19 protein-coding genes are annotated in these 19,771 nt (G+C 55.5%); 6 read left to right on the top strand and 13 right to left on the bottom strand.

Going from position 1 to position 19,771, the window contains the following annotated elements; translation table 11 throughout:
- Positions 1-7 precede the first annotated feature (7 nt).
- Complete coding sequence (gene glgB / locus GFS31_RS05765; protein WP_198807275.1) at positions 8-2,308, bottom strand: 1,4-alpha-glucan branching enzyme; 2,301 nt, start codon at positions 2,306-2,308, stop codon at positions 8-10.
- 277 nt (positions 2,309-2,585) lie between these two features.
- Complete coding sequence (locus tag GFS31_RS05770) at positions 2,586-2,879, bottom strand: hypothetical protein (protein WP_198807276.1); 294 nt, start codon at positions 2,877-2,879, stop codon at positions 2,586-2,588.
- Between the two features lie 150 nt (positions 2,880-3,029).
- Here GFS31_RS05770 and GFS31_RS05775 point away from each other — a divergent pair, with 150 nt between their 5' ends.
- Complete coding sequence (locus GFS31_RS05775; protein WP_198807277.1) at positions 3,030-3,743, top strand: PPC domain-containing protein; 714 nt, start codon at positions 3,030-3,032, stop codon at positions 3,741-3,743.
- 262 nt (positions 3,744-4,005) lie between these two features.
- Here the strand turns inward: GFS31_RS05775 and GFS31_RS05780 are convergent, their stop codons facing one another.
- Positions 4,006-4,767, bottom strand: coding sequence for a phycobilisome rod-core linker polypeptide (locus GFS31_RS05780; protein WP_198807278.1), 762 nt, complete (start codon positions 4,765-4,767; stop codon positions 4,006-4,008).
- Positions 4,768-5,425: 658 nt separating this feature from the next.
- Here GFS31_RS05780 and GFS31_RS05785 point away from each other — a divergent pair.
- The 3 genes from GFS31_RS05785 (at position 5,426) to GFS31_RS05795 (ending at position 7,922) form a co-directional block, all read left to right on the top strand.
- Complete coding sequence (locus GFS31_RS05785; protein ID WP_198807279.1) at positions 5,426-6,856, top strand: form I ribulose bisphosphate carboxylase large subunit; 1,431 nt, start codon at positions 5,426-5,428, stop codon at positions 6,854-6,856.
- 193 nt (positions 6,857-7,049) lie between these two features.
- Complete coding sequence (rcbX, locus tag GFS31_RS05790) at positions 7,050-7,478, top strand: RuBisCO chaperone RbcX (protein ID WP_198807280.1); 429 nt, start codon at positions 7,050-7,052, stop codon at positions 7,476-7,478.
- 102 nt (positions 7,479-7,580) lie between these two features.
- The gene (locus GFS31_RS05795; protein WP_190492169.1) at positions 7,581-7,922 is read left to right on the top strand and encodes a ribulose bisphosphate carboxylase small subunit; all 342 of its coding nucleotides are present in this window, start codon (positions 7,581-7,583) and stop codon (positions 7,920-7,922) included.
- Positions 7,923-8,149: 227 nt separating this feature from the next.
- Here the strand turns inward: GFS31_RS05795 and GFS31_RS05800 are convergent, their stop codons facing one another.
- The 6 genes from GFS31_RS05800 to GFS31_RS05825 form a co-directional block, all read right to left on the bottom strand.
- Positions 8,150-8,620, bottom strand: a complete 471-nt coding sequence (locus GFS31_RS05800; protein WP_198807281.1) for a DUF1348 family protein — start codon at positions 8,618-8,620, stop codon at positions 8,150-8,152.
- A 151-nt stretch (positions 8,621-8,771) separates the two neighbouring features.
- A complete protein-coding gene (cynS, locus tag GFS31_RS05805) occupies positions 8,772-9,215 on the bottom strand; it encodes a cyanase (protein ID WP_198807282.1) in 444 nt (147 codons plus the stop codon).
- 152 nt (positions 9,216-9,367) lie between these two features.
- Positions 9,368-10,252: an ABC transporter ATP-binding protein gene (locus tag GFS31_RS05810; RefSeq protein ID WP_198807283.1), complete on the bottom strand. Its 885-nt coding sequence runs from the start codon at positions 10,250-10,252 to the stop codon at positions 9,368-9,370.
- The gene (gene ntrB, locus GFS31_RS05815; RefSeq protein WP_198807284.1) at positions 10,249-11,091 is read right to left on the bottom strand and encodes a nitrate ABC transporter permease; all 843 of its coding nucleotides are present in this window, start codon (positions 11,089-11,091) and stop codon (positions 10,249-10,251) included. Before ntrB ends, GFS31_RS05810 begins: the two co-directional genes overlap by 4 nt.
- Positions 11,092-11,291: 200 nt before the next feature.
- Positions 11,292-12,860, bottom strand: coding sequence for an ABC transporter substrate-binding protein (locus GFS31_RS05820; RefSeq protein WP_225907581.1), 1,569 nt, complete (start codon positions 12,858-12,860; stop codon positions 11,292-11,294).
- Between the two features lie 454 nt (positions 12,861-13,314).
- The gene (locus tag GFS31_RS05825; RefSeq protein WP_198807286.1) at positions 13,315-14,175 is read right to left on the bottom strand and encodes a response regulator; all 861 of its coding nucleotides are present in this window, start codon (positions 14,173-14,175) and stop codon (positions 13,315-13,317) included.
- 498 nt (positions 14,176-14,673) lie between these two features.
- Between GFS31_RS05825 and GFS31_RS05830 the strand changes: the two genes are divergently transcribed.
- Entirely contained in the window at positions 14,674-15,927 is a 1,254-nt protein-coding gene (locus GFS31_RS05830) for a PAS domain-containing sensor histidine kinase (protein ID WP_198807287.1), read from the top strand.
- Here the strand turns inward: GFS31_RS05830 and GFS31_RS05835 are convergent.
- Positions 15,910-16,860 carry an alpha-E domain-containing protein gene (locus GFS31_RS05835; protein WP_198807288.1) on the bottom strand — a complete coding sequence of 317 codons (951 nt, stop codon included), beginning with the start codon at positions 16,858-16,860 and terminating at the stop codon, positions 15,910-15,912. The genes GFS31_RS05830 and GFS31_RS05835 overlap by 18 nt on opposite strands.
- A gap of 354 nt (positions 16,861-17,214) precedes the next feature.
- On the opposite strand from GFS31_RS05835, the gene GFS31_RS05840 reads away from it, so the two are divergent.
- Positions 17,215-17,499 (top strand): putative quinol monooxygenase, encoded by a 285-nt coding sequence (locus GFS31_RS05840; RefSeq protein WP_198807289.1) that lies wholly within the window; start codon positions 17,215-17,217, stop codon positions 17,497-17,499.
- A 12-nt stretch (positions 17,500-17,511) separates the two neighbouring features.
- Here GFS31_RS05840 and GFS31_RS05845 read toward each other — a convergent pair whose 3' ends face one another.
- The 3 genes from GFS31_RS05845 to gcvH form a co-directional block, all read right to left on the bottom strand.
- Positions 17,512-18,414: an EamA family transporter gene (locus GFS31_RS05845; protein ID WP_198807290.1), complete on the bottom strand. Its 903-nt coding sequence runs from the start codon at positions 18,412-18,414 to the stop codon at positions 17,512-17,514.
- 44 nt (positions 18,415-18,458) lie between these two features.
- On the bottom strand, positions 18,459-19,208 hold the full coding sequence (locus GFS31_RS05850) for a helix-turn-helix domain-containing protein (RefSeq protein WP_198807291.1): 750 nt from the start codon (positions 19,206-19,208) through the stop codon (positions 18,459-18,461).
- Between the two features lie 80 nt (positions 19,209-19,288).
- Positions 19,289-19,681 (bottom strand): glycine cleavage system protein GcvH, encoded by a 393-nt coding sequence (gene gcvH / locus GFS31_RS05855; RefSeq protein WP_198807292.1) that lies wholly within the window; start codon positions 19,679-19,681, stop codon positions 19,289-19,291.
- Between the last annotated feature and the right edge of the window lie 90 nt (positions 19,682-19,771).

The following is a 19,771-nucleotide window of genomic DNA, read 5'->3' on the forward strand; positions in this document are numbered from 1 at the left end:
CCTTAGGCTACTCTTGGGTTCCGGCCAGGGCTTTTTGGGTTTCTTCTTTGTCTAGCTTCAGCACAATCACGCCCAGCGGGGGCAGGGTGAGATCGAGGGAGAAGGGGCGGTTGTGGAAGGCCCAGTCGTCCGACCATTTGCCGCCGAGGTTGCCCATGTTGCTGCCGCCAAAGTCGCGGGCGTCGCTGTTGAAGAGTTCTTTGTAGTAGCCCTTTTCGGGAACGCCGATGCGGTAGTGGCTGTGGGGTTGGGGGGTGAAGTTGCACACCACCACCACAAAGTCGCCCGTGCCCTTGTCGCGCCGCAGGAAGGACACCACGCTGTGGCGGTTGTCGCTGCAATCAATCCACTCAAACCCAGCCTGGTCGAAGTCTTGGGTAAACAGGGCGGGTTCGCTGCGGTAGAACTCGTTCAGCTTGGCCATGAACTGCTTCAGGTTTTGGTGCGGCTCGTATTGCAGCAGGTGCCACTCCAGATCGCCCCACACGTTCCACTCGCTCCACTGGCCAAATTCCATGCTCATAAAGAGCGTCTTTTTGCCGGGATGGGTGAACATGTAGGTGTAGAGGCAGCGCAGGTTGGCGAACTTCTGCCATTCGTCACCGGGCATTTTGCCGAGCATATTGCTCTTGCCGTGGACGACCTCATCGTGGGACAGGGCCAGCATAAAGTTTTCGGTGAAGGCGTACCAAATGCTGAAGGTGACGTTGTTTTGGTGGAACTGCCGGAACCACGGATCCATGTTGAAGTAGTCCAACATGTCGTGCATCCAGCCCATGTTCCACTTCAGGTTGAAGCCCAGACCACCGACGTAGGTGGGCCAAGACACCATCGGCCAAGCGGTGGATTCTTCAGCAATGGACAACACGCCGGGGAAGTAGGTAAACAGCAGATGGTTCACCTGACGCAAAAAGTCCGCCGCTTCGATGTGCTCATGGCCGCCGTACTCGTTGGCCACCCACTCGCCATCCTTACGGAAGTAGTTGAGGTAGAGCATGGAGGCCACCGCATCCACCCGAATTCCGTCGATGTGGTACTTCTCGAACCAAAAGATGGCGTTGGCCACCAGGAAGTTGCGTACCTCGTTGCGGCCATAGTTGAACACTAGGGTGCCCCATTCCTTGTGTTCGCCCTTGCGGGGGTCGGCGTGTTCGTAGAGGTGGGTGCCGTCGAAGAAGGCCAGCCCGTGGCCGTCCTTGGGGAAATGGCCAGGAACCCAGTCCACAATCACCCCAATGCCGTTAGCGTGGCACTGATCCACAAAATACATGAAGTCTTCTGGAGTGCCGTAGCGAGACGTCACCGCGTAGTAGCCCGTCACCTGGTAGCCCCAGGAGCCATCGAAGGGGTGCTCGGCGACGGGCAGTAGCTCGATGTGGGTAAAGCCCAGCTCCTTCACGTAGGGAATCAGCCGCGCCGCCAGTTCTCGGTAGGTCAAAAACCGTGCACCGGGCTTCAGTTCTGCCACGGTGACAACGGGTTCGGGGGTGCCATCGGGCAACAGGGCCGGAGTCGCGGAGGACTCGTGCAGCCAAGAACCGAGGTGAACTTCGTAAATGGAAACAGGCTGAGTTAGCGGATCGGTCTGACGCCGCTTCTCCATCCACGCGTCATCCTGCCAAGCATAGCTGTCGAGGTCGGTGACGATGGAGGCGGTTTTGGGCCGAGTTTCCTGCTGGAAGCCGTAGGGGTCAGACTTCTCGTAGATGTGGCCATCGTAGTTTTTGATTTCGTATTTATAGTGGGTGCCCACATCCAAACCTGGGATGAACAAATCCCAGATGCCGTTCGACAGGCGGCGCATCTGGTGTTTGCGGCCATCCCAATAGTTGAAATCCCCTAAGACCGAGACATTGCGGGCGTTGGGTGCCCACACGGCAAAGTACACCCCGGTAACGCCCTCGACCTCAGTATAGTGGGCACCGAGTTTTTCGTAGATGCGGTGGTGGTTGCCCTCACCGAACAGGTGAATGTCAAAGTCGGTGATGGAGCGGGTTTTGAAGGCGTAGGGGTCATAGATGACGTGGACATGGCCATCAATGATGTATTTGAGCTGGTAGTTGGCCAAATCCTGCACTTCCAAAACGCACTCAAAGAAGTGGGGATTGTGGAAGCTCTCCATGGGCACTTCCTTGTGCTCCTCCGGCAGCACCACCCAAGCCTTCTCGGCCTGGGGCAGGTAGGCTCGCACAGCCCAGACGGTTTGGCCGTCCTGCTGCACCATGTGGGGGCCTAGTACCTCGAAGGGGTCGTGGTGCTGGTTCCAGACGATGCGGTCAATTTGCCCAGGATCAACGGTTACAGCCATGTTTTAAAGTCCACAGGTGATGATGACGCAGCCTGAGGTGCCCGATGCCCTAACCTTGTGCCCGTGCTGTCAGTACCGTGCGCTGTTAGGAGTTTACCCCGCAACCCGACGTTCTGGGATCAGCCTTGAACCCCGACGACCGTCTTCAGGGGGCGTTTCAGCCCTCAGATTGGCGTAAGTTTACTATCTGCGGAATAGATTAACAAAACTTAGCGATTTCCTGCGGGATTTTTTTGATACCGACTCCGGGGGCGGCATCCTCGTGATTTTCCTGCCCCTAGCGAATAAACGGCAGGATCGGCTTCACCACCCGCCGAAACTGCAACAGCCCAATCAGTTGAGCAACTTCCTCATTAACCTGGGCATTGCGATTGGGATCCTGCAACTGCTCCATTAAGATCGCATAGGCCGCCGCCGATAGGGGTTCCCCGGTGAGGGGAGACCGAGCTTCGGTGATAATTTCCGTGCGAAGAATTTCCTCTGGGGTGTCCTCCGGCGGGGGCAGCGCTAGGGCCGGAGTTGCCACCATGAGACTGAAAACCAGGGCTAGGCTAGGGGGTGCAGCATTCATGAACTAAGGGCGGCGGCGGATAATCGACTAGCGGACAGTGCGTTATTTTTAACATACCCACAGACACCTTACACTTTGTCCCAATGGGGCGATGGCCCCTAATGGCCTGTGCTAAGGTTCAGGGGCAAGATTTACCCCCCTGGAGGCACCATGGCTTCGCTGCGACCCCTTGGCTCATTTATCACCCTCATGGCCTTAACCGCAGGTCTGGGTATAGGAGTGGCCTCGTTGCCAGCCCAGGCCCAGCCAGCCATCATCGAAACTGGGGGCACCATTGTTCCGGCAGAATCGGTACATACCTTTGAAGGCCAAGCAGGGCAGGTTGTCACTATCACCCTAGAAAGCGAAGACTTTGATCCGGTGCTCACGCTGCAAAATGCGGCTGGCGAAGAAATTGCCTTCAACGATGACTTTGGTGGTAGCCTCAACTCCCGCATTGTGGCCGAGCTTCCCGCCAGCGGCACCTATCGGGTTGTGGCTCGTTCCTATTCGGGCAACGGCGGCGATTTTAGCCTCACGGTACGGCTCGCCACCGAGTTTGAGATGGCCCTAGCCAAGGCCGACTCCCTCACCAATGAAGGACGCTACAGCGACGCCATTGCCGCCTATACCGCCGCCATTGCCCTCGACCCGAACCAGGCCATCAGCTATCTAGGCCGCGCCCAAGCCACCCTAAGCCAGGTTTACATGGATCAAGGCGAGACCATGGAAGGCCCAGAGGACATTCCCGCCGCCGCCCGCCAATCTATGATCACAGACTTCGAGACAGCCGCCGATTTGCTGGAAGCGGACGGCGATATCAACTGGGCGATGTCCCTTCGGGAACAGGCAGCATTCCTCCAGGGTGGGGGGGAGGGGAATTAACCCTATCCCACGAAAGCCTTGGGCTAGGTATCTTACTGGCCGTCCGAAGCCCAACGTAGACCTCTTCTCTGACCTAGGCAACCTTTTGAATTGTCGGTCGTCTAGGTCATCAGGTGAATGGTAGATACACCAAAGCCCAATCCCTCGGAATTTCCGGGGGATTTTTTTAGCCTCCCACTCCCGACTCCCGACTCCCCATGCCCAAACAAAAAGAGAGCCGCCCGTAGACGACTCTCTTTGTAGAACCGATGGCCGTTAGTGTCTAGTCAGACAGCTTGCGGTAGGGTACAGCGGTGGCGATGTTGATGTCGCCCACGGAAACACGAGCCGGAGCCGCGCCCGTTGCGCCGATGTTGCGGGCCATGGACAGGAAGAGGCTGGGGTTGCCAGCGGTGGCCTGCTTGTCTTGGGGTACAAACCGCTTGACCTGGGACTGCCAAATGATTTGGGGGAAGCCCAGTTGGTTGCGGTGGTAGGCGTCGTAGCGGGGGTTGCTGATGTGGATGGGCAGATCGCCTTCACCCTTACCAGGAAGCACCCGACGGCGCTGGTAAGGCACGGTGTTGTAGCCGAAGTTGGTCAGATACTCTTCGCTATCGAGCAACGCATCCACGAGGCCCTGAATACCCTTGTTGGCGACCACAATAGACCAAGCAATCTTTTCGCGCTCGTTGTACACTTCGCGGCCCAGGATTTTTTGGACGCAGTGCTCAACAAACTTGTAGTTGCTGTTTTTGGCAAAGAAGCTGTTGTAGAAGGTGGGAGACAGCGCCAACCCCCGGATGAAGTCGCGCACGGTGATTTGTCCGTTCCGCAGTTGAGACTCCAGGAAGATCTGACGATCACACTTGAAGGCGTGGAAGAACATCTGCCGATAGGCCGCCTCAATCAGGGCATCCATTCCGGTGCCGCTGTAGACATCGTCGGTGGAGAAAATCCGGGGCTGACGGTCGCCGCCCACGTCGATGTTGGCAACCCGCTGGTTTTGGCTGGACGGAGAATAGTTTAGTAACGGAAGAGACACGTTTGAATCTCCAGAATCTTAGGAAAATTTACAAACTTTGGGAACGATCATACGGGAATGCCTGACGCCCTCTGGGGTAATCTGAGGAAATCAACACAGTCCTTAACATTCGCCAAAGTGGTTATCCTCCCAGGGGTTGAGGAACCCGTTGGCGATCCTCCGGTTTTCCTTAGCTGGCTGAGAGAGGGGCCGCGTGTCCCCAACGCCGTCGTCCCCTGCCCCGGATCGCCACTCTTCTGCCCTGCCCTCTGCCCTGCCCAAACTGGGGCCAAACCAGGTTGAAGCGAGACTCTAGGCCCATTGCTCTATCACAAAAGGGGAGTATGGCCCACCCTCGCCCCGGCCATGACGTTATATATAGTTAGATATATTTAAACCGATAACTTAAAGTTATGAATATATACAGATCTTCCAAAATAAACCTTATCCAATCGCTGGTACTATGCTAATGCATGAGGTAATTAAAAATACCTGAAGCGTGTGGTGGGCAACCGTTTTATTGGGTTGTCTGCTCTTTGCTGCCATCTCATTGTTGTGGACATCTGGCGGGCACTTAGACTGGGCAATAGTTTCCTGGCTTGCTAAGGAAACGGGTTTGTCTGTGGCTGAGCCGCAGAGGTTCGCGTGAGAGATTTCTTAGATTCACAGGAAGGGAGATATGTCTTACTCTCAGACAACGACTCAGTCAAAAGCGGGCTATAGCGCTGGTGTAAAGGACTATAAGCTGACCTATTACACCCCCGACTACACCCCCAAAGATACCGATATCCTGGCGGCATTCCGGATGACCCCCCAGCCCGGTGTGCCCCCCGAAGAGTGCGCCGCTGCTGTGGCCGCTGAATCCTCTACGGGTACCTGGACCACCGTGTGGACCGACCTGCTGACCGACATGGATCGGTACAAAGGTCGTTGCTACGACATCGAGCCGGTGCCCGGTGAAGACAACCAATACATTTGCTACGTGGCCTACCCCCTCGACCTGTTCGAGGAAGGTTCTGTCACCAACCTGCTGACCTCCCTAGTGGGGAACGTGTTCGGCTTCAAAGCCCTACGCGCCCTGCGTCTGGAAGACCTGCGGATTCCCGTGGCCTACCTGAAGACCTTCCAAGGCCCTCCCCACGGTATCCAAGTGGAGCGCGACCGTCTGAACAAGTATGGTCGTCCTCTGCTGGGTTGTACCATCAAGCCCAAGCTGGGTCTGTCCGCCAAGAACTATGGCCGTGCGGTCTACGAAGCTCTGCGCGGTGGTCTAGACTTCACCAAAGACGACGAAAACATCAACTCCCAGCCCTTCCAGCGCTGGCGTGATCGCTTCCTGTTTGTGGCCGACGCGATCCACAAGTCCCAGGCTGAAACCGGGGAAATCAAGGGTCACTACCTGAACGTGACCGCCGCTACCTGCGAAGAAATGCTGAAGCGGGCCGAGTACGCCAAGGAACTCGACATGCCCATCGTCATGCATGACTTCCTCACCGCTGGCTTCACCGCCAACACCACCCTGTCCCACTGGTGCCGTGACAACGGCGTTCTGCTGCACATTCACCGCGCCATGCACGCTGTGATCGACCGTCAGAAGAACCACGGGATCCACTTCCGCGTGCTGGCCAAGTGTCTGCGGATGTCCGGTGGTGACCACATCCACACTGGTACCGTGGTCGGTAAGCTGGAAGGCGACCGCGCTGGCACCCTCGGCTTCGTAGACCTGCTGCGCGAAAACTACGTCGAGCGCGACCCCTCTCGCGGGGTGTACTTCACCCAAGACTGGGCTTCCATGGCTGGCGTCATGGCCGTGGCTTCCGGTGGTATCCACGTGTGGCACATGCCCGCACTGGTGGAAATCTTCGGCGACGACTCCGTGCTTCAGTTCGGTGGTGGTACTCTCGGCCACCCCTGGGGTAACGCTCCTGGTGCAACCGCCAACCGCGTGGCTCTGGAAGCTTGCGTTCAGGCCCGTAACGAAGGCCGCGACCTCACCCGCGAAGGCGGCGACATCATCCGCGAAGCTTGCAAGTGGTCTCCCGAACTGGCGGCTGCCTGCGAACTGTGGAAGGAAATCAAGTTCGAGTTCGACACCGTTGACACCCTCTAATTGTGCTTTGGCGGCGGGGATAGACTCCGGTTTATCCCTATCCAAGGCAGGGGGTAGGACATTCTCGAAGGTGAGCGTCTTGAGAAAACTTAAGATTGCGGCCTAAGTTACCGAATCCATCTGGATTTCGAGCTTAAATCAGGGCTACCCACCCACCGGGCGGGGTCTAGGTCAACTCTTCGAGGAGACACCGATGGACCTTAAGCAAGCGGCCAAGGACACCGCTAAGGTGCTGACCAGCTATCTGACCTTCCAGGCCGTGAAAACGGTGTTGAGTCAGCTTAAGGAAACCAACCCTGCCCAAGCCTATTGGCTGAATACCTTTTCTTCCAAAGACGCGCTCCAGGATGGAGAAACCTATCTGACAGCGCTGATGGCGGAAAAGCCAGACATGGCCATGCGCATCATGACGGTTCGGCAGCACATTGCAGAGGAAATCTGCGAATTTTTGCCGGAAATGGTGATCGCCAACCTTCAGCAAGCCAATATGGAACACCGCCGCCAGCATTTAGAGCGCCTGACTCAATTGGGCGATGCCGACCATCTGGATCAATCGGAGACCCTTAGCACCCTGGAGGTGCCCCAGGAATCCACCACCGATGGAGAGCACGTCCCGGAGTAGGCTCCAGGATTCACTACGGATGCGTCGAACTATCGTCGTTAACCCTTTGTTCACTCGCGGTCAGCCCCGGCTACCGCAGATTAGTAACCCCAGCGAGGAACTATGAAAACTCTGCCTAAAGAGCGTCGTTACGAAACGATGTCCTACCTGCCCCCTCTGACCGATGCGCAGATTGAGCGGCAAATCGCCTACATCCTGAAAATGGGCTACTTCCCGGCTGTGGAGTTTAACGAAGACTCCAACCCCGAAGCCTACTACTGGACGATGTGGAAGCTGCCCATGTTCAACGCTACCTCCACCCAGGAAGTGCTGAGCGAAGTGCAAGCTTGCCGCTCCGAGTACTCCAACTGCTTCATCCGCGTGGTCGGCTTCGACAACGTGAAACAGTGTCAGATTGCTAGCTTCATCGTGCACAAACCCGGTGCTAGCACCTATCGCTACTAAGATCATCTGTATCCCCTAGGGGATAAGCCAAGCCGATAAAAGGGGTGAGAAGTGTTGGCTTCTCACCCCTTTTGGGTTCATTCATGCAGAGCAATGGCTCATACTCAATCCAAATAGAAAACCCCCTATAAATTGAAGCTTTCCTAGTCGAGGAGGCTGCACTAACCACAAGTTCAACCTGAGCAGGGTTGGCTCTTAGATCGGGGGTAAGCCATCGGGCTTTAGTCTTAGATCGGAGCGTTAATCAAGCCAGGATGGTCTTGGGGACGCGGGCCAGGGGCAGACCAAAAGAAGCGGCGGTCTTCGGTGGCGATGGGTCGGTCGTTAATGCTGGCTTCGCGACGACGCATCAACCCATTCTCGGCAAACTCCCAGTTTTCGTTGCCATAGGCGCGATACCACTGTCCGGCATCATCATGCCACTCGTATTGAAAGCGGACAGCAATCCGGTTTTCGCCAAAGGCCCACAGTTCTTTGACCAGGCGATAGTCCAGTTCTTTATCCCACTTACGATGCAAAAAGGCACGGATGGCGTCGCGGCCCTGGAAAATTTCGGCCCGATTGCGCCAGTGGCTGTCCTCCGTGTAGGCCAAGGCCACGCGGTTGGGGTCTCGGCTGTTCCAGGCGTCTTCGGCCATGCGGACTTTGGCAACGGCAATCTCACGGGTGAAGGGGGGAACAAGGGGAGTAGAGGTCATAGCATTTAGAGGGTTGGATCAGATTTCAAGGGCGTAGAAGCTGACATGGATGTAAAAAAGCTGTCAGCCTTGGCCAACAGCCTAGAGTTTGTGAGTTAGGTATTCAAATGCGAGATAGCCTCAGCCTCATTAGGCCATCTCAACGAAGTCATCACCACTTTTTGTAGGGCAGAAACTTGCCGTTCATGATGACCTTGACTCGATCTCCCTTGGGGTCTTCAACTTTTTCAACATCTAAGGTGAAGTCAATAGCGCTCATAATGCCGTCGCCAAATTTTTCGTGAATCACAGCTTTCATCGGCATCCCATAGACCTGCATGATTTCATAGAAGCGATAGATGAGGGGGTCGGTGGGGATGACAGGATCTAGACCACCTTTTACCGGAAAATCCGTGAGGGCCTCAATCAAAGCCGCATCACCGCCAATGGCTTCAATCAACTGCGTAGCTTCCTCCAGCGAAGCACTGGCTTGACGGTAAAACACTGAGGCGATCCATACTTCGTCATAGCCCGTTTTGGCTTCGAGGTCGGCAAAGCTAAGACCAGAAGCTTTCTTAGCAGCTAGTAGCGTTTCTGTAGCGGTGGAAAGAGTCATGATAAGTCCTCCTAACGGACATCCAATAAATTACGTTGAGCGTCTGAGCTATCGCCGTAGATAGCACGAGTTTCGTCCTGACCAGAACTCCCTTAAACAGAAGGGAGAGCCTTCCAAACACCCCTGATCAGGACAGTGCGGAAGATCCCCGCTTATTTCCGAATTCGAGCCTCCTCCACAGCCCGGGTTTCACGGTAGAGATGGCTTTCCATCTCAGCCTTGAGATCATGGTAGGCAGGGTGTTGATCAATGGTTTCCCGGTTGCGAGGACGCGGAAAAGGTACTTCCAGAATTTCATCAATGCGAGCCTCAGGGCCACGGGTCATCATAACGATGCGATCACTCAACAACAAGGCTTCTTCAATGCTGTGGGTAATCATAATGACGGTTTTCCGCTTTTGCTCCCAAATGCGCTCTACTTCGTCCTGCAAAAAGCCACGAGTCAGAGCATCCAAGGCACCAAAGGGCTCGTCCATGAGCAAAATCTGAGGGTCAATGGCAAGGGCACGGGCAATGCCTACCCGCTGTCGCATCCCACCCGAAAGCTCGTGGGGATGCTTCTGTTCTGCTCCCACTAAGCCAACTAGTTGAATGTGCTCTTTAATGACCCGATTTCGCTGTTTAGAAGACAGGTGAGGATGAACCGTTTCGATAGCAAAGCGCAGGTTTTCTTCCACCGTCATCCAGGGCATGAGGGCATAGTTTTGAAATACCATGCCCCGATCTGGCCCTGGGCCGATAATTGGCTGACCATTGAGCAGGATTTCGCCACCGCTGATAGAACTGAGACCTGCAATCATATTCAGCAGGGTCGATTTACCACAGCCGGAAGGGCCAATAATCGACACAAAGGTATTGGGCTCAATCTCCAGGTTGATGTCTTGAATAGCCACGAAATCGCGACTGGTTTTGCCAGAGAGCTTGTTGATAAAGCCGCGTTTTCCGGGAAAGACTTTAGAGACGTTACGGATAGAAAGCTGAGCGGTATCTGAGGGCACATCCGCCGAAAGATAGCTATTCACAGGAGCTGTTCTCATGAGTTTCGACCAAAGGCAACAAATTTTTCCAGAGCTGCAAATAGGCTATCTAGAGTCAATCCAACTAGCCCAATGATAAAGATTGCCACTAAGATATTGGCAATCGACAGATTATTCCATTCGTTCCAGATAAAGTAGCCTAGACCTGTGCCAAGCAGCATTTCTGCCGCTACGATCACTAGCCAAGCAATTCCCATGCTGATGCGTAAGCCCGACACGATATTAGGTAGGGCCGCAGGAATAATCACCTTCCAGATGGTACGCAGGCGCGAAGCTCCCAGGGTATTTGCAACATCTAGGTAGTCTTGGTTGACATTGGCAACGCCGAACGTTGTGTTGATTAGCGTGGGCCAAATGCTGGAAATAAAGATGATAAAGATCCCAGTTTTTTCAGAGTCTCGCAGTAGGTATAGCCCTAGGGGCAACCAGGCTAGGGGCGACACGGGTTTGAGGAGCTGAATGTAGGGATTAAAGGCTTTGTAGGCGACGGGAGACATGCCCACTAAAATCCCGACCGGAACTGCCACTAGAGACGCTAAAATGTAGCCAATGGCCACCCGGCGTAAGCTAATCAGCAAACTCCATCCAATCCCAAGATCGTTGGGGCCGTTGTTGAAAAAAGGGTTGCTAACCCACCACCAAAAAGCTTGAATGGTTTCGCTGGCCGTGGGCACGCCTCTAACAAACCAACCGGCCTTGGCCCCAATTTCCCAGAAGATTAAAAACAGACTGAGGGAAAGGATAAATAGGCCAGCCGCTTTGATGCTTTCATTGTGCCACCAGGGGTCTTTACTGATGGTGGGCGAAAGACCCACAGGTGTTGGTTGACTCACGGCCATAATGAAGGTCTCCCATGGTTATTGAAGTTGACGATAATGAATCAGAATCCAAGCCTGACCCATCTCTGCTGCCTCAAGGAATGTTGGCCTGAAACAGCGAGAGATGACGACCTTTTCAAATAGGAGTTCGAGGGGAAATACCGCCTGAGTGAGGGCAATACCTTGGGGTAGGCACGGGCCTCTATTTCCTGGCGCTGGCCCTAGATTCCAAATTGATCGAGTTGGGATTGAACATAGGCCCCAGGATCAGCGGGGTCAAAGGTATCGAAGGCTAGCTGTTCCTCCCGTGAGGTTTCAGTGGGTGGATTTTGCCCTAACTCCTGGGCAAGCTCGCGGGCTAGATCGGTGAGGAAGATGTCTTCGCCAATGCTGGTAAAGGTGTCATCGTTGATGATGTCAGCCACACGGCCCTCTCCCTGAATATCCCAGCGCAGCAGTTGGGATGAAATCCATTTGGCAAAGCTCTGCCAGGGATAGGGATCAAAGTCAATCCGGTCGGGCACTGATTGGGTATTGCCCTGACCGTCTTCAAAATTGCCCGTCAGCACTGCTTCTACAACCTCTGGGGGCTGGTTGAGGTAGGCTCGACCGGAGATGGCCGCTGCAATTTCAGCGCGATTAGCCGGGTTGCGGGCATAGCCCGCCGCCTCAATGATGGCCTTGTTGAGGGCACGGAAGGCGTTGGGATGCGCTTCCATCCAGGTGTCGCTGGCGGTGAAGGCGCAGCAGGGATGGCCATCCCACAGATCCTTGGTGAGCATATGGATAAAGCCTGCCTCTTCAAACACGGCCCGCTGATTAAAGGGATCCGGCATCAGCATGGCATCAATGTCTCCCGCAATAAGCTGGGCGATGCTGTCTGGAGGGGGCACGGGGCGAATCTGCACATCGGTGTCAGGGTTCAGCCCACCGGAGGCTAGGTAGTAGCGGATCAGCAGGTTGTGCATGGAGTAGGGAAAGGGTACTCCAATGACGAATCCTCGGAAATCTTCGGGGCCGTTGACGTTGCCTCGGTGCCGCTCGGCGATGGTAATGGCCTGTCCGTTGATATTTTGGATGCTGGCCAGACGCACCCCAAAGGATGGAGACCCCATCCCTAGAGTCATGGCGATGGGCATGGGAGCCAGCATGTGGTAGGCATCCAGTTCTCCGGCAATGGCCGAATCGCGCACCGCTCCCCAACTTGGCATCCTCACCGTAGTGGCATTGAACCCATAGCGCTCGTAAAAGCCCAAGGGCTCCGACATAATAATCGGCGTCGCGCAGGTAATGGGAATAAAGCCCACCCGAATATCGGTTTTTTCCAGGTTGCTGGTGTCTATGGGGGCTTCAGCGGCCTCCTCCCCAGGGCCACTTCCCCCCGCACAACTGGCTAGGGTCACAAGAGCTGCCCCTACCGCCATGTTGCGCAGAAACTCCCGCCGGGTGGCACCACTATTGCGGATAGAATCGGCAAAAAACAAACCTGCCTGCGGCCCAAAGGCAGCGGCAAAGGCATTCTCTAGCCCCCCGGCCTGTTTGCACAGGGCCAAAATCAGCCTTTCGCGCTGCGGATCGTTGCGGCCCACTCGCTTCAAGAAAAGTGCCTTCCGCAGTTCGTAGGCATTCACGGCATCGGCGGCCCGCAGCTGATTTTCCTTGTAAAGGCCCATTTTCACCAGGTCATCCACCATGTCCACCGGGTCTTGGGGCATGGTTTGTAAAAACGAGGCATGATCGGTGGTGAAATGGACCGTGCCACAGGTGCGGCAGGGCTGATCTAGCCCCATCAGGGAAGGGGACGTACAGCTTAGGCTTCCCCAATCACTGAGCGACTTTGCAACGGCTGAAATAACCATAATAATGGATACACTGAATGCAACAACAACCTTTCCCTATCCGCCCAAAGGTACCTCTTTGCTTTGATTTTCAAAGCTAGCCACCGTCGGGTTAAATGTAACAGGTGAACGATGGATTTTCGTTCACTCTACTCAAACCAACCTTTCCCATCCTGAACTACAAACTCCATGATGGGGAGCCTGTAATCTCAATTCAAATCTCGCTGATTTAAAGCCTATCAAGGTAGGCTACAAAAGCCCATAGGATGTTTTTTAGATCTTCGTTGGATTTTCTTTAGAACTTTTCCAGCTCCATGGAATTTTCCTGATTTTTGTTAAATCTGTTACAGATACTCCAGGAAAATGATCAAACGTGATCGATAACTTCCTGTTGACAAAATGTTGTTTACGCTACAGAATTTTGCCTCCAGAACTGGGGGGAAACCCCGTGGAATTGCCGAAACTGTCGGGTAAAGTACCCGGCATCCCCATAGCCAGCCGCTTCTGCAATGGCGCGAACGGATTGATTGGTGTTCGTCAGCAAATAGCGAGCTTGGGCCATGCGCCGCTCAATGATCCACTGCTTCACCGTGCGTCCGGTGTGGGTTTGCACAAGACTCGTTAAATAGGCGGGGGAATAGCCCGCAGCCTGGGCCACATCCTTGAGGCTGATGGGCTGGCAAAAATGAGCTTCAATGAACTGGAACACGTAGGTCAGTTTAGGATCATTGGGAAAAAAATCAGGCTGGTTAGCGGAGGAATCTCCTGCCTTAGAAGGTTCCCTATCCCCTTGTCCAAGTGACAAGTCGAGGGGGCTCAAAGCCCCTGGTGCTGGGAGGTATGGCGTCTCTAGGGAGGCTATTCCGCCTCTGTCGTAGAGGCTAGAAAGCTGATCCTGGCGCTGCAACCGGGTATTGATGGCGGCTAGAAATTGATCTACGGTGCAGGGCTTAGTCAGGTAATCGTCAGCTCCTAGTTCCATCCCCCGACGCAGATCAGCCATCGTGACTTTAGCCGTGAGAAAAATTAGCGGAATTCCAGTGGTTTGGCGAGATTTACGTAGGGCAGACAGGACTGCATAGCCGTCCATATCGGGCATCATAATGTCGCAAACCACTAGATGGGGCCGATGCTGCTGGGCTAGGCTGACGCCACTGGTGCCATCGCTTGCGCCCACAGCATGGAAGCCTTCAAACTCTAAACACTTGAGAAAAATATTGCGAGTTTGGGCCTCGTCTTCAATGACCAAAATTGTTTTTTCAGACATGGGTGCGACAGTTACAAATGTCTCTAGCGTCGTTCAGCGTAGCGATCTGCATGACAAGACAACGTAGGCTAGGGCAACGACAGTGGGGATCAAAGTATGGGTTAAAGCATGGGCCATAGATAGTTTTTCCGTGGAAGCTCGGCTTTTCACGGGGCGTTCCACGGTGCGCTAACGTCTTCAATACTGTGAACTGAACCAGACACCCAAACCCTGAGTCCCCATCTGTCATGGGGTAAAAATGACCTACCCGGATGGGGTGCCGTTGCCTAAGTTGAAAGGAAATCGTAGTCTATGTTACTTTTATTTTATATTTGCAAGTTTTGATTCCTCCTTGGGCGGAGGAATTGAGATGTAAGCAAATAGCGCTGATGATCCTATGATTCTTTGATAAACCTGAAGCTGACTTCTTGTTGTGTTCGGTGATACAGTTGCTTCCGGCCTCTCCCATCCTGGCTCAGTCTGCTCGCGCTGCTCTTGCCGCCTTCACCGAAGATTCTAATGACCCAAACCTTTTGGTTGCCCTCCCGTGTAGCCCCAGAACCTGCCCCCCTTGGCCAAGAGCTGGAGCATTTGCGCCGTCAGCATCGCCTGATTCTCAATGCTGTAGGCGAAGGGATCTATGGCCTGGATTTGGAGGGTAATGTCACCTTTGTGAACCCAGCGGCAGCGGCAATGATCGGCTGGTCGGCGGAGGAACTGATTGGCCAACCTATGCATGCCGTGACGCACCATTCCCGCGAGAATGGTCAGCCCTATCGACGGGAGGACTGCCCGATTTATGCGGCGTTTCAGGATGGTGGCGTGCGGCGCATTACCCATGAGGTGTTTTGGCGAAAGGACGGCACCAGCTTTCCGGTGGAATATATCAGTACGCCCATGCGCGATGAGGAGGGCCATCTGATCGGTACCGTTGTTACCTTTCAGGACATTACCCAGCGGCGGTGGGCCGAGCAGATTTTGCAGCGGGCCAACGAGGAACTGGAGCAAAAGGTGCAGGAGCGCACCGCCGAGTTGCAGGCCGCCAACCAACAGCTTCAGCAGCTTAGCGACATGCGCTCTCGGTTTGTGTCCATGGTCTGCCACGAGTTCCGTAACCCGCTGAACACCATTGCCCTGTCGGTGTCCTCCCTCCACCGCTACGATACCCAACTGCGCCCGGAGGAAAAAACCGACTATCTGCGGGCCATCAATACCAATGTGGAGCGCATGACCCAGATGATTGACGACATTCTGGTGATTGGCAAAATTGAGGCCAAGGTGCTGGAGGTGAATCCGCAGCCGCTGGACGTTGCGGCTTTTTGCCAAGGGCTGCTGGCAGAGCCAGACTATGACCGCCCCCAGGCTCCGATTCAGCTGATCTGCCGCCATCGCCACCTGTGGGCTGAGGTGGACGAACGGCTGTTGCGGTCGATTTTGGGCAACCTTCTATCCAACGCCATCCGCTATAGCCCTGATCTTGGAGCCATTGCCCTAACGCTGACCGGACGGCAGGGTCGCCTCACCTTCCGAGTGCGGGATATGGGGATGGGCATTCCCCTCAGCGACCGCCGCGACCTGTTCAAGCCGTTCCATCGAGGCCGCAACGTCAGCAATATCCCTGGCACGGGGCTGGGGCTGAGTATCGTTAAACAGTTTGTGGACTTACAAAATGGCACCATTGACGTGACCAGCCGCCAGGGCCAGGGCACAACGTTTACCGTGCGTCTGCCCTGGCATCTGACCGCCAAAACCGTCTCAAACCACCGATTCTAGGGTAAAGAAATCCGCAAAAATTTTATCGCCTACCTTATTGAGGTGAACTTGTAGACCATCCAAAAATTCGTGGAGACCTTGCTGGGTAATTTCGTCGATGGTGAGGTAATCCAGTTCTGAACGCAGTCGGCCCAGGGCTCGGTCGCTATCCGTGCGCCAGGTGCCGGGAGCTGCGCCGGAGATTTCGTGCAGAGACCGCTCTGCCTGGAGTAGACAAAAGAGAATAGAGCGAGGAAATTCGCGGTTCAAAATCAGAAATTCTGTCACGCCCCGGGGAGTAATACGGTACTGGCGCTTGCGATACATTTCGTAGGCGCTGGCAGACTTCAGCAGCGCAATCCATTGCAGGTCATCCAGGGGCGACCCAACGTCTGTCACCGCAGGCAGCAGAATATAGTACTTCACATCTAGGATGCGGGCGGTTTTATCGGCTCGTTCCAGCAGCCGACCCAACTGCCCAAAGTGCCAGCCTTCATTGTGGGTCATGGTGGCATCCATCACCCCGGCAAACAGGTGACTCGCCATTTTGACCTGGGGAAAGAAGTGATGTAATTCTGACAGTTGCCCCCCGTCAGCGGCCTCGTTGACCATCAGATAAAAGTCATTCACCTGCTCCCACATTTCTGAGGAAATGACCTCCCGCACCGAGCGTGCATTTTCTCGCGCCGACCGCAAGCACGAAATAATGGAATTGGGATATTCCCGATCAAAGGTGAGAAATTTAAGGATGTTTTCCGCCGTGGCTTCCCCATAGCGCTGGCGGAAGGTTTCCTGATCGCCCGTGGTGATAACAATGGGGTCCCACTGCTGTTCCATTCCCAGGGGAGCATCTAGCAGCAAATTCAGGTTGACATCCACAAAACGGGCCACATTCTCTGCCCGCTCCACATAGCGGTTCATCCAGTAAATTGAATCGGCAACTCGGCTTAGCATCGGCAGCAGCAACCAAAACGCAGCGGCATGATTAGGACGGGAATAGCCTCCCGGTTAGCCTTCAGTATAGGGGCAGAGCCGGAGGGCGCAATCTGATTGATGGACAAAACTTCTCGGATCGCCCCCCGAAAGCCCTCTCCCTAGCCCCCAACTGGCGGACAAAAAATGCGGTAGGGGCACGGTGTTGGCGTCCCTACCGCCTTGGGTTCACGTAGGGGTCAGGTCTCCTGCCCCTGCTACAGCTATGGGTTCTAGCTAGGGAGGAATTTTCCCTGGGCGGCGCGTTCTATTTTGGTCATCCACCTCCATAATGGCTATGGCTAAGCAAGACTTAGGGCAACCATGATGAGCGGTGTGCGCACAATAACCACGGTAATCGCGAAGGCAGGGCAGGAGGATGTCCTCAAAGGGTTGATGACGGAAGTTGCTGACTTGGCCCGTCAGGAGGCGGGCTGTTTACGCTACGACCTCTGGCAGGGGCACGCCAACCGAGCTGAGTTTGTAGCCCTTGGGGAATGGCAGGATGACCCAGCGTTCCAGACCTATGCCCGCTCGTCCTACCTGGAGGAACTGATGCGGGAAATCCCTGAGTTGGTGGCCCATCCGCCCGACGTGCAGTGGTATACCTGGGTGCTCTAGGCAACGCTCACACTAATCGTCGATCAAGGACTGGTCAACTAACGACTCATCAACCAGTGGCCGGGGCTGAAAAAAGGACACCCCCGCCGCCGCTACCATAATCAGCCCAATGGCGACCACCATTTGAGTGGTCAAGGTTTCGCCCAGGGCCACAAAACTAATGGTGGAGGCGATGGCGGGTTCTAGGCTGAGCAGCACCCCAAACACCTGTACGGGCAGTCGCCGCAGAGCTGCCATTTCCAGGGAGTAGGGCAAGGCTGACGCCAACAGGGCCACGCCCAAGCCCACCAGCAAAATCCTGGGAGACAGCATGGCCCAGCCCTCTGCTGCCAGCCCCAGGGGCACCAGCACGATGCCTCCTACGGCCATGGAGAGGGCCAGCCCTTCCCCTCCCCGAAACGCCCGCCCCATCCGGGCAGACAAAATAATGTAGACGCCCCAAGCCACCCCCGCTAGTAGGGCAAAGGCCACACCCCAGGGGTCTAGGTTGTTGGTACGCAGGGGCGACAACAGCACCACCCCCACCGCCGCCAGGGCCACCCACAGCCCGTCTAACCAACGGCGAGAATGCAGCAGCGCCACCAGCAGCGGCCCCGAAAATTCGATGGCCACCGCCACCCCCGTGGGAATACGCGCAATGGCCAAATAGAACAGGCTGTTCATCACCGCCAGGGCTAACCCAAAGCTGATCAGTAGGCGATAGTCTGCTGGGGTATGCCCCCGCAGTTTGGGCCGCTGCCAAGCCATCAACACGATGGCCGCTAGCCCTAGGCGCAACGTGACCATCCCCAACGGCCCCACCTGTCCAAAGATACTCTTGGCCAGCGTGGCCCCCATCTGGATCGAGATCATGGAGCCAATGACTAGGAATGGGGCGGGCAGGAGGGCAGACCAGGCAGACAGCAAACGCAGCATAGGAAGCAGACAGGCGAAGGAGTAGGATCAGGATGTCGTCTAGCCTAGTCTGTTGGCGGTGCAACGGGAATCACCTGGGCTCGATGGAGGAGATCTTCACCGTGCCAATAGCCTAAATGACGCACCTGTACGGCCTGTCCTGGCTGCACCAAGGCCCCCGTGGCTTGGTAAATCTGATGGATTTTGGGATCGTAGGCGACCACGTCCCCCAAGGTTCCGATGGGGCAAACGGCCCAGGTTTGCAGGAGTTCCTGCCAAGGACGGGCCAGGGGAATCAGCTTACTCGCGGGCAAGCTGGCTTTTTGCTGCGCCGCCTGGGCCGCATTGGGCCACATCAGCAGCCAGGGTTCGATCACCCTCAATGCCTGCTGCTGCACCTGCCGCCGCAGGTCTTGTTCTTGGGTGGCCAATCGTTGCTGAAGGCGTGCGTACTCTTGATGTAGCGTTTCCACGGTGACTGCATGGCCCTGGGGCGCGGCTCCATCCGCCGTCCCACCGAGGGCTTCAGATTCGACTGACCGACTCCCGGTCCCCGCCGATGGGCCGACGGCGGGCGGGTTAGCGCTGGCCGTAGCGGCATTCCACCGGGCCACCAAGTCCCCCAGTTCTATCCCCAGGGCTTGGCTTAGCCGTTGCAGGGTTTCCAGGCGCATGGTTGCCAGTTGCCCCCGCCGCAGTTGGTTAATGCTAGACCGCGACACGGCCGCCCGCTGGCTCAAGGCCCGATAGCTAGGAATGTGGGCCTGGGCCATCAGCCGTTGTAGCAAGTCATCCTGGGGAAACGGGGTGGGCATGGTTTTGGGGAGAGAGTGCGCCTTTGCGTGCCCCAGGGCATCCCATGGGTTCCTAGATGAATGCCCTGACCTGCAACGATCTAGCCTTCAACTTGATCTTTATATTCTGCGGCAGACATGGCATCGTCTAGGTCGTCGAACTTGTCAACCTTAACCTTAATCAGCCAGCCATCACCGTAGGGATCATCGCCAATTTGCTCTGGAGCATCGATCAGGGCGTCATTGCGCTCTAGCACCTCGCCATCCACCGGAGACTTCAGTTCCTCCACGGCCTTCACCGATTCCACATTGCCAAAGCGCTCTCCCCTTTCCACCGTATCGCCCACATCAGGGAGTTCTAGGAACACAATGTCCCCCAGTTGGTCGATGGCGAAGGCGGTAATGCCCACCGTGACAATGCTTTCCTCCTCGTCTACCCGCGCATACTCATGGGTATCTAGATACTTCAAATCTTCGGGATATTCAAACGCCATGGCCTTACCTTTGTCTCCCCTGGAGCAGCGTTAATGGCCTGTATCAACAGGTTCCTGTGTGCAAGTTTGCCACGAGTTTGCCCCCTTGGA

It is taken from the genome of Leptolyngbya sp. BL0902, from assembly GCF_016403105.1.
Lineage (GTDB): Bacteria > Cyanobacteriota > Cyanobacteriia > Phormidesmidales > Phormidesmidaceae > Nodosilinea.